This window comes from Pseudomonas sp. PSPC2-3, from assembly GCF_049898265.1.
Lineage (GTDB): Bacteria > Pseudomonadota > Gammaproteobacteria > Pseudomonadales > Pseudomonadaceae > Aquipseudomonas > Aquipseudomonas veronii.
Genome location: NZ_JAFCXJ010000003.1, coordinates 314977 through 328578, shown reverse-complemented (window position 1 = coordinate 328578; position 13602 = coordinate 314977). Strand labels below are relative to the sequence as shown.

Annotated in this window: 12 protein-coding genes; all 12 read right to left on the bottom strand. The window is 62.8% G+C overall.

Going from position 1 to position 13602, the window contains the following annotated elements:
- Positions 1 to 3 precede the first annotated feature (3 nt).
- The 12 genes from ACP7E3_RS08945 to mraZ are packed head-to-tail and all read right to left on the bottom strand — an operon-like array spanning position 4 to position 13394.
- On the bottom strand, positions 4 to 972 hold the full coding sequence (locus ACP7E3_RS08945) for a D-alanine--D-alanine ligase (RefSeq protein ID WP_017845925.1): 969 nt from the start codon (positions 970 to 972) through the stop codon (positions 4 to 6).
- Positions 969 to 2429, bottom strand: a complete 1461-nt coding sequence (murC, locus tag ACP7E3_RS08940; RefSeq protein WP_046384651.1) for a UDP-N-acetylmuramate--L-alanine ligase — start codon at positions 2427 to 2429, stop codon at positions 969 to 971. Before murC ends, ACP7E3_RS08945 begins: the two co-directional genes overlap by 4 nt.
- Positions 2422 to 3492, bottom strand: coding sequence for an undecaprenyldiphospho-muramoylpentapeptide beta-N-acetylglucosaminyltransferase (gene murG / locus ACP7E3_RS08935; protein ID WP_046384652.1), 1071 nt, complete (start codon positions 3490 to 3492; stop codon positions 2422 to 2424). The genes murC and murG overlap by 8 nt, the downstream gene beginning before the upstream one ends.
- Positions 3482 to 4705, bottom strand: coding sequence for a putative lipid II flippase FtsW (gene ftsW / locus ACP7E3_RS08930; protein ID WP_057004267.1), 1224 nt, complete (start codon positions 4703 to 4705; stop codon positions 3482 to 3484). Before ftsW ends, murG begins: the two co-directional genes overlap by 11 nt.
- The gene (gene murD / locus ACP7E3_RS08925; protein WP_426122884.1) at positions 4702 to 6048 is read right to left on the bottom strand and encodes a UDP-N-acetylmuramoyl-L-alanine--D-glutamate ligase; all 1347 of its coding nucleotides are present in this window, start codon (positions 6046 to 6048) and stop codon (positions 4702 to 4704) included. The genes ftsW and murD overlap by 4 nt, the downstream gene beginning before the upstream one ends.
- 6 nt (positions 6049 to 6054) lie before the next feature.
- Positions 6055 to 7137: a phospho-N-acetylmuramoyl-pentapeptide-transferase gene (mraY, locus tag ACP7E3_RS08920; protein ID WP_046384653.1), complete on the bottom strand. Its 1083-nt coding sequence runs from the start codon at positions 7135 to 7137 to the stop codon at positions 6055 to 6057.
- Positions 7137 to 8507, bottom strand: coding sequence for a UDP-N-acetylmuramoyl-tripeptide--D-alanyl-D-alanine ligase (locus ACP7E3_RS08915; RefSeq protein ID WP_128191580.1), 1371 nt, complete (start codon positions 8505 to 8507; stop codon positions 7137 to 7139). Before ACP7E3_RS08915 ends, mraY begins: the two co-directional genes overlap by 1 nt.
- On the bottom strand, positions 8500 to 9963 hold the full coding sequence (locus ACP7E3_RS08910) for a UDP-N-acetylmuramoyl-L-alanyl-D-glutamate--2,6-diaminopimelate ligase (RefSeq protein ID WP_017845932.1): 1464 nt from the start codon (positions 9961 to 9963) through the stop codon (positions 8500 to 8502). Before ACP7E3_RS08910 ends, ACP7E3_RS08915 begins: the two co-directional genes overlap by 8 nt.
- Complete coding sequence (locus ACP7E3_RS08905; protein ID WP_164673122.1) at positions 9963 to 11705, bottom strand: peptidoglycan D,D-transpeptidase FtsI family protein; 1743 nt, start codon at positions 11703 to 11705, stop codon at positions 9963 to 9965. The genes ACP7E3_RS08910 and ACP7E3_RS08905 overlap by 1 nt, the downstream gene beginning before the upstream one ends.
- Positions 11705 to 11998 (bottom strand): cell division protein FtsL, encoded by a 294-nt coding sequence (ftsL, locus tag ACP7E3_RS08900; protein ID WP_017845934.1) that lies wholly within the window; start codon positions 11996 to 11998, stop codon positions 11705 to 11707. Before ftsL ends, ACP7E3_RS08905 begins: the two co-directional genes overlap by 1 nt.
- Positions 11995 to 12942 (bottom strand): 16S rRNA (cytosine(1402)-N(4))-methyltransferase RsmH, encoded by a 948-nt coding sequence (gene rsmH, locus ACP7E3_RS08895; RefSeq protein ID WP_010213048.1) that lies wholly within the window; start codon positions 12940 to 12942, stop codon positions 11995 to 11997. Before rsmH ends, ftsL begins: the two co-directional genes overlap by 4 nt.
- Positions 12939 to 13394: a division/cell wall cluster transcriptional repressor MraZ gene (mraZ, locus tag ACP7E3_RS08890; RefSeq protein WP_003171868.1), complete on the bottom strand. Its 456-nt coding sequence runs from the start codon at positions 13392 to 13394 to the stop codon at positions 12939 to 12941. Before mraZ ends, rsmH begins: the two co-directional genes overlap by 4 nt.
- Between the last annotated feature and the right edge of the window lie 208 nt (positions 13395 to 13602).

Sequence of the window (13602 nt, the reverse complement as noted above, 5' to 3'; positions counted from 1 at the left end):
GTCTTAGCCTCGCTGCCTTTCTTCACCGGCAACGCTGGCCGCCAGGATCGCCAGCACCAACTGCTGGAAATCCAGGCCGGCTGCGCGCGCGGCCATAGGGACCAGGCTGTGGTCGGTCATGCCCGGTGCGGTGTTGACTTCCAGGAACCAGAAATTCCCTTGGTCGTCCTGCATCACGTCTGCCCGCGCCCAACCGGCGATACCCAGCGCCTCACAGGCTTTCGCCGTGAGGTCCATCAATTCCTGTTCTTTGCTTGCGTCAAGGCCGCAGGGGATCCGGTACTGGGTATCGGAAGCCAGGTACTTGGCATCGTAATCGTAAAAAGTGTGGGGCGTGCCCAAGGCGATGGGCGGCAATACCTGGCCACGCAGGGTGGCGATGGTGTACTCGGGACCTTGGATCCACTGTTCCACCAACACTTGCGAATCGTAGGTACTTGCCGCTTTCCATGCGTCGATCAATTCGGCGGCCGAGTTCACTTTAGCCATGCCGATACTGGAGCCTTCATGGGCTGGTTTGACGATCAAAGGCAGGCCCAGTTCCTTGGCTGCAGAAATACAATCGTCTTCGCTGCACAGCACACTGTGACGCGGGGTAGGAATTCCCAGGCTGTGCCACACCTGCTTGGTGCGCAACTTGTCCATGGCCAGCGCCGAGGCGAGGATGCCGCTGCCGGTGTAAGGAATCCCGGCGCACTCCAGCAGGCCTTGCATGCTGCCGTCTTCACCACCACGGCCGTGCAGGATGATGAAGGCGCGGTCGATCTTCTCGGCCTGCAGGCGTGCGAGGAAGTCGTCACCCACGTCGATCCCGAACGCATTCACGCCCGCGCTTTGCAGCGCTTCGAGCACGGCGTTGCCGGACTTGAGCGACACTTCACGCTCAGCGCTCTTACCGCCGAACAGCACGGCCACGCGGCCGAAGTCGGCAGGGGCGATGGTGGAGAACAGGGAGGCGTAGTTCGTGGTCATTTCGACTTCCCCTGTTCAGCAGCAAGTGCTTTGTTTACGAACAAGGGGCTCGCCAGCAATTTAGGCGCAAGGCCGCCGATATCACCGGCACCCTGGCACAGCAGGATGTCGCCGGCGCGCAGCAGCGGCTTGACGATCGGCGCCAGGTCCACACCGCGCTCGATGTAGATCGGGTCCAACTGGCCGCGCTGACGGATGCTGTTGCACAGTTTGCGGCTGTCCGCCCCGGGGATCGGTTCTTCACCGGCCGGATAGACTTCCATCAGCAGCAGCACGTTGGCATCGGCCAGTACATTGACGAAATCGTCATACAGGTCGCGGGTGCGGCTGTAGCGGTGCGGCTGGTAGACCATCACCAGGCGACGCTCCGGCCAACCACCGCGCACGGCCTTGATCACGGCGGCGACTTCGGTCGGGTGGTGACCGTAGTCGTCCACCAGCATCACCTCGCCACCTTCCACCGGCAGTTGCCCGTAGACCTGGAAGCGCCGGCCCACGCCGGCAAAGCCCGACAGGCCCTCGACAATGGCTTCATCGCTGACGCCTTCATCGGAGGCAATGCAGATGGTCGCCAGGGAATTGAGCACGTTGTGGTTGCCCGGCATGTTCACCGACACGTCCAGCGGTTCGCGGTCCGGGCGCAGCACGGTGAAGAACGTCTGCATGCCTTGCTGGCGCACATTGATCGCACGCACGTCGGCGTCTTCGCTGAAGCCGTAGGTCACGGTCGGACGCTTGACCAGCGGCAGGATCTCGCGCACCACCGGGTCATCCAGGCACACCACTGCCAAACCGTAGAACGGCAGGTTATGCAGGAACTCGACGAAGGTTTTCTTCAACTTGTTGAAGTCGCCGTCGTAGGTCGCCATGTGGTCGGCGTCGATGTTGGTGACCACGGCCACCAGCGGTTGCAGGTGCAGGAAGCTGGCATCGCTTTCGTCAGCTTCGGCGATCAGGTAGCGGCTGGTGCCCAGTTGCGCATTGGTGCCGGCTGCATTCAGGCGGCCACCGATCACAAAGGTCGGGTCCAGGCCACCGGCGGCGAACACCGAGGCGATCAGGCTGGTGGTGGTGGTCTTGCCGTGGGTACCGGCGACAGCAATGCCATGGCGGTAGCGCATCAGCTCGGCCAGCATCTCGGCGCGGGGCACCACGGGAATGCGGCGCTCAAGGGCGCTGGCAACTTCCGGGTTGGAGGTGTTCACGGCGCTGGACACCACCAGCACGTCGGCCTCGACGGCGTTCTCGGCGCGGTGGCCGATGAAGATTTTCGCGCCGAAGGACTTCAGGCGCTCGGTGACCGGCGACTCTTTCAAATCGGAGCCGGACACCTGGTAGCCCAGGTTCAGCAACACTTCGGCAATGCCACACATGCCCACGCCGCCGATCCCGACGAAGTGGATACGACGGATGCGGCGCATTTCCGGTTGCGGCATGGCTTTCTGATTCTCAACCATGGGCCACCTCCAGGCAGATATCGACCACGGTGCGGGTTGCGTCAGGTTTGGCCAGGCGGCGTGCGGTGCTCGCCATGCTGTTGAGTCGTTCCGGTTGCATCAAAACCTCGGTCAGGCGTGCGGCCAAATCGGCGGCGCCAGTCGTTCTTTGCGGCAGTAGGAAGGCAGCGCCCTCCCCGGCCAAATATTCGGCGTTGCGGGTCTGGTGATCGTCGATCGCATGGGGCAAAGGCACCAGCAAGGACGGCAGACCGGCGGCGGCCAGTTCACTGACGGTCAGCGCACCAGCGCGACAGACCACCAGGTCGGCCCAGCCATAGGCTTGGGCCATGTCTTTGATGAAGGGCTGCACATCAGCCTCGACACCGGCCTCGCGATAACGCGTGGCGGTGACTTCATCGTGGTTCTTGCCGGCCTGGTGAAAGACCTGCGGGCGCACGTCCACAGGCAGTTGCGCCAGCGCTTGCGGTAGCAATTTATTCAGCGGCTCGGCGCCCAGGCTCCCGCCCAGGATCAGCAGGTGCGCCTTGCGCCCGGCCAAGGGCTGCCGGGCAATGTCCATAAACAGCTCGGTGCGTACCGGGTTGCCGGTGGTGCGGCGTTTGTCCGAGGCGCCGAAGGTATTCGGGAACGCTTCGCACACCCGCGCCGCCAGCGGCACCAGCAAGCGGTTGGCGGTGCCGGCGACAGCGTTCTGCTCATGCACGATCACCGGCACGCCCGCGAGCCTGGCCGCGACGCCGCCGGGGCCGGTCACGTAACCGCCGAAACCGAGCACACACACCGGCTGCAATTCACGGATGACCTTGCGCGCCTGCCACACCGCCTTGAGCAACACGAACGGTGCCTTGAGCAGCGACAGCTTGCCCTTGCCGCGCAGGCCCGTGACGTTGATCAAATGCAGCGGCAAACCGGCGCTCGGCACCAGTTCGTTTTCGATGCCGCGCGGCGTTCCCAGCCAATGCACGCTGTAGCCACGGCTCTGGAATTCGCGCGCACAGGCCAGGGCCGGGAACACATGGCCCCCGGTGCCGCCTGCCATGATCAGCACGTTAGCGCCCATGGGTCGGCTCCTCGGCGAAGTCGCTTTCGCTGAACTCCATCTCTTCGCTGCCCAGGTGGGTTCGACTCTCCCACTCGATGCGCAGCAACAAGCCAAGACAGGCACAGCAGATCACCAACGAACTGCCGCCGTAACTGAGAAACGGCAAGGTCAGGCCCTTGGTCGGCAGCAGGCCGACGTTCACGCCGATATTGATCAGGAACTGGCCGATCCACAGGAACGACAAGCCATACGCCACATACGCAGCGAAATACTGTTTGGCCTTCTCGGCCCACAAGCCGATGTACATGCCGCGCACACACACGAACACGAACAATGCGACGGTACACAGCGAACCGACCACGCCCAGCTCTTCGGCGAGCACCGAGAACACGAAGTCGGTGTGCGCTTCCGGCAGGTAGAATTGTTTCTGCACGCTGTTGCCCAGGCCCACGCCCAGCCACTCGCCGCGACCGAAGGCGATCAGCGCCTGGGTCAACTGGTAGCCGGAGCCGAACTGGTCGGACCACGGGTCGGTAAAGGTGATCAGACGGGCCATCCGATAAGGTTGCGCCTGCACCAGCACGGTCACGGCAGCCACCGCCAGCACCACCATCAAGGTGAAGCGGAACAGCCCGACCCCGCCGAGGAACAGCATCGCCGCAGCGGCGCCCATCATCACGACGGTGGCCCCGAAGTCGGGTTCCATCAGCAACAGGCCGGCCATGGGCAGCAGCACGATGAACGGCTTGAAGAAGCCCATCCAGCTTTCACGCACTTCTTTCTGACGCCGCACCAGGTAGCCGGCGAGGTAGATCACCACGAACACCTTGGCGATTTCCGACGGCTGCACGTTGAACGCACCGAAGCCGATCCAGCGCATCGAACCGTTCACCTCGCGGCCGATGCCGGGCAGGATCACCATGATCAGCAAGCCAAACGCACCGATCAGCATCAGCCAGCCCAGACGCTGCCAGGTGGCGATGGGGATCATCATGGTGACGATGCACGCGCCGAGGCCGATCACCAGGTACACCAGGTGACGGATCATCATGTACAGGGTGTTGCCCGACTGTACGGCCGCCACTTCGGAGGACGCCGACGTGATCATCACCAACCCCAGGCCGAGCAAAGCCAGGCAACCGGCGAGCATCGGGAAGTCGAGGTCGATGCCGCGTCCGGTAATGATCGGCGACGGGTACGGCTTGATGATGTTACGGAAGTTGAGATTCATGCCAAGGCCTCCACGGCGCGGGCGAACAGCTGGCCGCGCTCTTCGTAGTTCTTGAACATGTCGAAACTGGCGCACGCCGGCGACAGCAGCACCGCATCACCCGGCTGGGCCAGGGCTTTGCACTGGGCAATCGCGTCGTCGAGGGAGCCGGCGCGCACTTGCGGCACCGCATCACCAAGGGCGGCGGCGATCAAGTCGGCATCGCGGCCCATCAGCACCACGGCGCGGCAATGGGCGGCCACCGGCCCCTTGAGGTCCTTGAAGTCGGCGCCTTTGCCGTCGCCACCGGCGATCAGCAACAGCTTGCCGTCGATATCGGCACCCAGGCCTTCGATGGCGGCCAGGGCCGCACCGACGTTGGTGGCCTTGGAGTCGTTGTAATAGCTGACGCCATTCAGGTCGCGGACCCACTGGCAGCGATGCTCGAGGCCGCCGAAGGTGCGCAGGCTCGCGAGCATGGCGTCGAACGGCAAGCCCACGGCATGCCCCAGCGCCAAGGCCGCGAGGGCATTGGATTGGTTGTGGGCGCCACGGATTTTCAGCTCGCGCACCGGCATCAGGTTCTGGAATTCGAAGGCCAGGTATTTCTCGCCGTTCTCTTCACGGATACCGAAGGCCTTGAAGTCGGGTTTGCCCAGGCCGAAGGTCCAGCACGGCAGGCCCTCGCCCATCAGCGGACGGCTCAGGGCATCCTGGCGGTTGACCACCACTTGTTTGGCGCCGCGGAAGATCCGGTGCTTGGCCAGGTGATAGGCCGGCAGGCCGCTGTAGCGGTCCATGTGGTCTTCGCTGACGTTCAATACGGTGGCCACTTCAGCGCCCAGGTCGTGGGTGGTTTCCAGCTGGAAGCTCGACAGTTCCATCACGTACAGCTCGACGTCGTCGCTGAGCAGGTCCAGCGCCGGGGTGCCGAGGTTGCCGCCCACGGCCACGCGCCTGCCGGCCGCAGCCGCCATCTCGCCGACCAGGGTGGTCACGGTGCTTTTCGCGTTGGAACCGCTGATCGCGATGATCGGCGCCTTCGCGTTGCGCGCGAACAGGTCGATATCGCCGGACAGCTTCACGCCACGCGCCGCCGCGGCTTGCAGGGCCGGTGTCGCCAGGGCCAGGCCGGGGCTCACGTAGAGCTCGTCGGCACGGCACAGAAACTCGACATCCAACTCGCCACAACGCACTTCCACGTGCGGGTAGTCACGGCGCAGCGTGACCAGCTCCGGTGGATTTTCCCGCGTATCGGCGACGGCAAACGACGTGCCCTGGTTCGCCAGGAAGCGAACCAGGGACATGCCGCTCTTGCCGAGGCCGACAACGATGCGGAAGTGGTCTGAAGCGATCAGGGACACTCGTTTCTACCTCAGTTTCAGGGTGGCAAGGCCGACCAGCACGAGAATCACGGTGATGATCCAGAATCGGACGATCACACGCGGCTCAGGCCAGCCCTTGAGTTCAAAGTGGTGGTGGATCGGCGCCATGCGGAACACGCGGCGCCCAGTCAATTTGAAGGAAGCCACCTGGATGACCACCGACAGGGTTTCCATCACGAACACACCGCCCATGATGAACAGCACGATTTCCTGGCGAACGATCACCGCGATGGTGCCCAGGGCCGCGCCCAGCGCCAGTGCGCCGACATCGCCCATGAACACTTGCGCGGGATAGGTGTTGAACCACAGGAAGCCCAGCCCGGCACCGATCAGCGCGCCGCAGAACACGATCAGTTCACCGGCGCCCGGCACATACGGGATCAGCAGGTATTCAGCGAATTTCACGTTACCCGACAGGTAGCAGAAGATGCCCAATGCGCCGCCCACCATCACCGTCGGCATGATCGCCAGGCCGTCGAGGCCGTCGGTCAGGTTCACCGCGTTGCTGGAGCCGACGATGACGAAGTAGGTCAGCACCACGAAGCCGATGCCCAGCGGAATGCTCGCATCCTTGAGCATCGGGATGATCAAGGTGGTCTCGACCGCGCTTGGAGCCGTCATGTAGAGGAAGATCGCGGCGGCCAGGCCGAACACCGACTGCCAGAAATACTTCCAGCGGCTTGGCAGCCCCTTGGAGTTTTTCTCGATCACTTTGCGATAGTCATCGACCCAGCCGATGGCGCCGAACAACAAGGTCACCAGCAGCACCACCCAAACGTAGCGGTTGTACAGGTCGGCCCAGAGCAAGGTGCTGATGCCGATGGACGACAGAATCAGCGCGCCGCCCATGGTCGGGGTGCCGGATTTGGACAGGTGCGACTGCGGGCCGTCATTGCGAACCGATTGACCAATTTGCAGGTTCTGCAGGGTGCGGATCATCCACGGCCCCAGGAACAGCGACAGAGACAGCGCGGTCAGCACGCCCAGAATCCCGCGCAGGGTCAGGTACTGGAAGACCGCGAAGCCTTTGTGGAACTGTTGCAGATACTCAGCCAGCAGCAGCAGCATTAATGTTTCTCCGTACTTGAGCCACACAAGGCCACGACGACGTTTTCCATCACCGCGCTGCGCGATCCCTTGATCAAAATGGTTGTGTGTTTGTCTTGTTCGCCCGCACGCAGCGCCTGGATCAACTCGGCCTGGGTGGCGAAATGCCGCGCACCGGGGCCGAAGGCATTGACGGCATGAGCCATGTTCGGGCCGACGGCGTAGAGCGCGTCGACTTTGCCGCTGGCGTAAGCGCCGACTTCCCGATGGGACTGTTCGGCCCAATCGCCCAGTTCGGCGATATCGCCCAGCACCAGCACCTTGCGCCCGTCGAAACCCTTGAGCAGGTCGATGGCGGCGCAGACCGAGGACTGGTTGGCGTTGTAAGTGTCATCGATCACGCGCATGCCATTGCTGGCCAATTGCGCGACGGTACGGCCCTTGACCGGTTGCACCGCGCCCAGGCCGGTGGCGATGCCGAACAGAGACACGCCCAGGGCGTAAGCCGCAGCCGCGGCCGCCAAGGCATTGGCGATGTTATGGTTGCCCAGCAGGTTCAACTGCACATGCTGCTCGCCTTGCGGCGAATGCAAGGTAAAGGACGGGCAACCACGGGCGTCGACCGCGATGTTCGACGCGTGGAAATCGGCCGCAGCATTCAGCACGGCGAACGTCAGCACCTTGCGACCGGCGGCGCGTACACGCCAGGTCTCGAAGGCCTTGTCGTCAAGATTCAACACAGCTATGCCCGAGGCATCGAGGCCTTCGAGGATTTCGCCCTTGGCTTCGACGATTTTTTCCGGGCCGCCGAACTCGCCGACGTGGGCAGTCCCGGCGTTGTTGATAATTGCCACGTGAGGCTTGGTCAGCGCCACGGTGTAGGCAATTTCGCCAATACGCGAAGCGCCCAACTCGATCACTGCCGCCGTGTGTTCCGGGGCCAGTTCGAGCAGGGTCAGCGGTGCGCCGAAATCGTTGTTCAGGTTGCCACGGGTGGCCAGCACCGGCCCGCGCGTGCGCAGGACACCGGCGAGCAGTTCCTTGACCGTGGTCTTGCCGCTGGAGCCGGTGATCGCGGCCACCGGCTTGGTGAACGCCGCACGGTTCAGCGCACCCAGTTGGCCCAAGGCCAGGCGCGTGTCGGCCACCAGCAATTGCGGCAGGGTGGAGTCCGTCACTTCGCGTTGCACCAGGGCACCGACCGCGCCTTTGGCGGCGACTTCATTCAGGTAGTCATGGCCGTCGAAACGCGGACCGGCCAGGGCAACAAACAGTTGACCCGGCTTGATCGCACGGCTATCGATACTGACGCCATTGAAACTGCAATCACCCGACAGCATGCGCGCCGAGAGGGCCTGGGTCAGCTCGCTGAATTTCATCGCTTTAAGCATGGGCGACCTCCCAGGCGGTCAAGGCATGATCGGCCTCGACCAGATCGGAGAAAGCGTGGCGCTCGCCGTTGATTTCCTGGTAGTCCTCGTGACCTTTACCAGCCAGTACCACGACATCGTCGACGCTGGCGCTGGCGATCAATTGGGCAATGGCCGCACCGCGACCGGCAATGAAACTGGCTTTGGATGGGTCTTTGAAGCCGACGCGGATGTCGTCGAAAATCTGGCTCGGGTCTTCGCTGCGCGGGTTGTCGTCGGTGACGAGCACGCCATCGGCCAGACGCTCGACAATCTCGGCCATCAATGGACGCTTGCCGCGATCGCGATCACCGCCACAGCCGAACAGGCACAGCAACTTGCCCTTGGCGTGTGGGCGCAGGGCCAGCAGGACTTTTTCCAGTGCGTCCGGGGTGTGGGCGTAATCGACCACCACCAGCGGCTGCGAACCGCCGCCCAGACGTTGCATGCGACCGGCCGGGCCTTCCAGCTTCGGCAGCACGCGCAGGATTTCATCGAGCGCGTAATCCAGGCCGAGTAGCGCACCGATCGCCGCGAGGACGTTGCTCAGGTTGAAACGCCCCAGCAAGGTGCTGCGCAAATGGTGCTCGCCCTGCGGCGTCACCAACGTGGCGCGCACGCCCTCGTCATTGAATTGGGCTTCGCGGCAATACAGATAGGCGCGGGAGTCTTCCAGGCTGTAGCTGATCAGGCGCGCTTCGCTGTCTTGGGCAGCCAGCTCGCGGCCGAACGCGTCATCCAGGTTCACCACGCGGCACTTCAGGTCGTTCCAGGCAAACAGCTTGGCCTTCTCGGCGGCGTAGGCTTGCATGGTGCCGTGGTAGTCCAGGTGATCGCGGGACAGGTTGGTCATCACCGCCACATCGAAAGCCAGCGCAGCAACGCGGCCCTGGTGCAAACCGTGGGACGACACTTCCATGGCAACCGCCTTGGCACCGGCCTTTTTCAGGTCGGCCAGGGTCGCTTGCACGGCGATCGGGTTCGGCGTGGTGTGCAGGCCGCTTTGCAGCGCGCCATAGAAACCGGTGCCCAGGGTGCCGACGATGCCGCAGTGCTGGCCCAACAGGTCAAGCGCCTGGGCGACCAGTTGGGTCACGCTGGTCTTGCCGTTGGTGCCGGTCACGCCAATCAGGTTCAGGTGGCGGCTCGGATCGCCGTAGAAACGCCCGGCGATGTCCGACAGTTGCGCGGCCAGGCCCTTGACGGGAATCAACGGCACGTCGGTGATCGGCAGCACGGTGGCACCGTCCACTTCATACGCCACGGCGGCGGCGCCGCGTTGCAGGGCATCGGCGATGTGCGCGCGGCCATCGTATTTACCGCCAGGCACCGCCAGGAACAGGTCCCCGGCGCGTACATTACGACTGTCCAGCGTCAGCTCGCGGATCAGCAGATCGCGACCGGCATGGGCAAAAATCTTGTTCAGGCTAAGAGACATCAGCCGCGCCCTCCATTGGCTTTTACCGCGGCGGCCGGTGGTCCGGCGTTCGCTTGTTGGGTCGGCGGCAGGTTGTCCGGCGTGATGTTCATCAGGCGCAGGGTGCCGGACATCACTTTGCTGAACACCGGCGCCGACACCAGGCCACCGAAGTAGCCCGCTTTACTCGGTTCATCGATCACGACGACGATGGCATAGCGCGGGTCGCTCATCGGGCCGAAACCGGCGAACAGCGAGCGATAGGAGTTCTCAGCATAGCCTTTGGTGCCGACCGAGGTCTTACGCGCAGTACCCGACTTGCCGGCCACGTGATACGCCGGCACCTGGGCGCGGAATACGCCGCGCGGTGCTTCGATCACTTGTTGCAGCATGCCTTGCATGGTCTTGGCGACGTTTTCCGGAATCACCTGGGTCGCTTTCGGCGCTTCGTCGACGTGGATCAGGCTCAACGGAACCATCCGACCGTTATTGGCCAATACAGAGAAAGCGTGGGCCAGCTGGATCGCGGTAACCGACAGGCCATAGCCGTAGGACAGCGTGGCGGTCTCGGCTTTTTTCCAGTCGCGGTAGTTCGGCAGGTTGCCCACGCGCTCACCCGGGAAGTCCAGGCCGGTGGGTTGGCCCAAGCCGATCTTTTGCGCCAGGTGGTAGATGGTTTCGCCGCCGATATCGAAGGCGACCTTACTCATGCCCACGTTACTGGAGTTGATCAGGATACCTGTCAGATCCAACACCGGGCCTTCGGTACGCGACACGTCACGAATGGTGTATTTGCCCAACTGCAGGGTGCCGGGGTAGACCTCGACCTTGTCGCTGGGCTTCCAGCGCCCGGTTTCCAGGGCGGCACTCATGGAGATGGCTTTCATGGTCGAACCCGGCTCGAACACGTCGATCATCGCGCGGTTGCGCATCATCGCCGGTTGCAGGTTGCGACGGTTGTTCGGGTTGTAGGTCGGCTGGTTGACCATGGCGAGGATCTCGCCGGTCTTCACGTCCATGATCACCAGGCTGCCGGCCTTCGCGCCGTTCTCGATGATCGCGTTACGCAGCTCGCGGTTGGCCAGGTATTGCAGGCGCAGGTCAATCGACAACGCCAAGGGCTTGCCGGCCTTGGCGTTTTTGGTGACTTGGACGTCTTTGATCAGTCTGCCGCGCCGATCCTTGATGACCTGTCGCTTGCCGGGCACGCCGGCCAGCCATTCATCGTAGGCCAGCTCAACCCCTTCGCGACCATGGTCGTCGATGTCGGTAAAGCCAACCATGTGCGCGGTGGTTTCACCGGCCGGGTAGAAACGGCGGAATTCCTCGATGCCATAGACACCGGGGACCTTGAGGTCGAGCACTTGCTGGCCCTGTTCGGGGGTGAGGCCGCGAACCAGGTAGATGAATTCTTTATTGGCCTGGGCTTCCAGGCGCTCGGCCAGGGCTTTCGGGTCCTGACCCAACGCGGCAGCCAGTTGTGGCCACTTGTCCTTGGCTACCTGCAATTCCTTGGCGTTGGCCCACAGCGTGGTCACCGGCGTACTGACGGCCAGGGGCTCGCCGTTACGGTCGGTGATCAGGCCGCGGTGCGCAGGAATCGGAATATGTCGCAGGCTACGGGCATCGCCCTGGCCGATCAGGAAGTCGCGGTCGACCACCTGCAGGTCGATGATCCGCCAGGCGATGGCGCCGACCATCAAGGCCAGCAAGCCGAGCATCAGGCGGAAGCGCCACGGGTAAAGTGCGCCTTCGAGTTTCATCATGGCGCCACCATTCGAACTTCGGCCGCGCCAGGGATGTGCATCTTCAACTGTTCGGTGGCCAGTATTTCGATGCGGCTGTGGGCGGTCCAGGTGCTTTGCTCGAGGATCAACCGGCCCCACTCCGCCTGCGCTTTATCACGCACACTCAATTCGCCGTACAGGGTATTGAGCAGTTGGCGGTTGTAATGGGCGCTGTAGGACACCGCAATCGCGGACACCAGCACGCCGATAAACAGCAGCAACATAAAGAAGCTGCCGCCCGGGAGGGGCTTGGCGAAGAGCCTGCTCACCGCAACTTCTCCGCGACGCGCATGACGGCGCTACGGGAGCGTGGGTTGGCCTTGAGTTCAGCTTCGGAAGCGAACTGCGCCTTGCCATGGATTTTGATTTTCGGCACGAAGGCTTCGAAACGCACCGGCAGGTTGCGTGGCAGGTTGTCGGATTCACCCTTGACCAGGCGACGCATGAACAGTTTGACGATGCGGTCTTCCAGGGAGTGGAAGCTGATCACCACCAGGCGCCCGCCCACTTCCAAGGCTTCCAGCGCGGCTTCGAGGCCGGCTTCCAGATCGCCCAACTCATTGTTGACGTGAATGCGCAGGCCCTGGAACGCACGGGTCGCCGGGTTCTTGCCCTTTTCCCAGGCAGGGTTGGCGACTTTCAGCACTTCCGCCAGGTCGGCGGTGCGCTCGAACGGCTGGATTTCGCGGCGCTCGACCACGGCGCGCGCCATGCGACCGGCGAAGCGTTCTTCACCGTATTCCTTGAACACACGGGCGATTTCTTCCACCGGCGCGGTGGCGATGAACTGGGCGGCACTGACACCACGGGTGGGGTCCATACGCATATCCAGCGGGCCGTCGTTCATGAAACTGAAACCGCGCTCCGGGTCATCGAGCTGCGGCGAGGACACGCCCAGGTCGAGCAAAACCCCGGCCACCTTGCCTGCCATGCCGCGCTCGGCGACTTCGGCACCCAGCTCGGCAAAGCTGCGTTGTACAACGACAAAGCGGCCGTCTTCGGCCGCTAGCGCTTGCCCGGTGGCAATCGCCTGGGGGTCTTTGTCGAACCCGAGGAGTTTACCGTCGGGCCCGAGCTGGCTGAGTATCAACCGGCTGTGCCCGCCCCTGCCGAAGGTGCCATCCAGATAGCAGCCATCCGCGCGTACGGCGAGAGCCTCAACGGCTTCGTCAAGCAGTACGGTGATGTGGTTAAAGCCGCTATCAATAGTCACAAGATCAAATCACGCAGTTCATCAGGCATGGCGCCCGGTTGTTGAATAGCAGCCAGGTCAGCTGCAGAAACAGCATCCCAGGCATCTTCGTCCCACAATTGGAACTTGTTCAGTTGGCCCACCAGCATTGCGCGCTTGTCGAGCTTGGCGTACTCGCGCAGACGCGGAGGCACCAGGAAACGACCACTGCCATCGAGTTCGAGGTCGACGGCATTACCGATCAGCAAACGCTGCAGACGGCGGTTTTCTTCACGCAATGAAGGCAAGGCACGCAGTTTGGTTTCAATCAACTCCCACTCATCGAGGGGGTAAACGCATAAACAAGGGTCAACGGCATCGATCGTGATGATTAACTGCCCGGAACTTCGCGAAATCAGCTCGTCACGATACCGGCTCGGCATAGCGAGACGGCCTTTTGCATCGAGACTGATAGCGTTAGCTCCGCGAAACACAGATGCGTTTCTCCAAATTTTAGCGCTTTACGTTAAAAAAACCCACTTTGTGCCACTTTCCGCCACTTGCGCACACTATAGGAATGCGCCCACCACACCGTCAAGGCGCGGATTCAAGGAAAAGCCTTACAGAACGGAGATTTAGGAGCGCAAGAGGAGGAGAAATCAGAGTTCAGCGGTATTTTTGGCTCAATAAGCACAAATAGCT